We start from the raw sequence: 1,103 nt of genomic DNA, 5'->3' as shown, positions 1-1,103 counted from the left end.
GGTTACGAGCTTTCAATTGAAGATCTTAAGAACTTCCGTCAGCTTCATTCTAAGACTCCAGGTCACCCAGAGTACGGCTACGCACCAGGTATCGAAACAACGACTGGTCCTCTAGGTCAAGGCATCACTAACGCTGTTGGTATGGCGATGGCTGAGAAAGCGCTTGCGGCACAATTCAACAAAGAAGGCCACGACATCGTAGACCACTACACTTATGCATTCATGGGTGATGGCTGTCTGATGGAAGGTATCTCTCACGAAGCATGTTCTCTAGCGGGTACGCTAGGTCTTGGTAAGCTGGTTGCTTTCTGGGATGACAACGGCATCTCTATCGATGGTGAAGTTGAAGGTTGGTTCTCTGACGATACACCTAAGCGTTTTGAAGCTTACGGCTGGCACGTAATTCCAGCTGTTGATGGCCACGATGCTGACGCTATCAACGCAGCAATCATCGCTGCTAAAGCAGATCCTCGCCCGACTCTAATCTGTACTAAAACAGTAATCGGATTTGGTTCTCCAAACAAAGCAGGTACGCACGACTGTCACGGTGCACCATTAGGCGCTGACGAAATCGCAGCAACTCGTAAGCAACTAGGTTGGGAGCACGGTCCTTTTGAAATTCCGTCGGAAGTTTACTCAGAGTGGGATGCGAAAGAAGCAGGCGCAGCTAAGGAAGCAGCGTGGAACGAGAAACTTGCAGCTTATGAAGCAGCACACCCTGAGCTGGCAGCTGAATTCAAACGCCGCGTAAACGGTGATCTTCCTGCGCAATGGGAAGAGAAAGCATCGGCAATCATCGCTGATCTTCAAGCTAACCCAGCAAACATCGCATCACGTAAAGCGTCTCAAAATGCACTAGAAGCGTTCGGTGCTATGCTACCTGAATTCATGGGCGGTTCTGCTGACCTTGCGCCTTCTAACCTTACTATGTGGTCTGGTTCTAAGTCTCTTGAAGCAAATGACTTCTCTGGTAACTACATCCACTACGGTGTACGTGAATTCGGTATGACGGCTATCATGAACGGTATCGCTCTGCACGGTGGTTTCGTACCATACGGCGCAACGTTCCTAATGTTCATGGAATACGCGCGTAACGCTATGCG

Annotated in this window: 1 pseudogene; it reads left to right on the top strand. The window is 49.6% G+C overall.

Features of this window, described 5'->3' with window-relative positions:
• Positions 1-1,103: pseudogene (locus tag F0226_RS22360) on the top strand (transketolase); the annotation flags it as partial.

Source organism: Vibrio sp. 99-70-13A1 (genome assembly GCF_013114625.1).
Taxonomy (GTDB): domain Bacteria; phylum Pseudomonadota; class Gammaproteobacteria; order Enterobacterales; family Vibrionaceae; genus Vibrio.
This window is presented reverse-complemented; position numbering and strand designations above follow the sequence as displayed.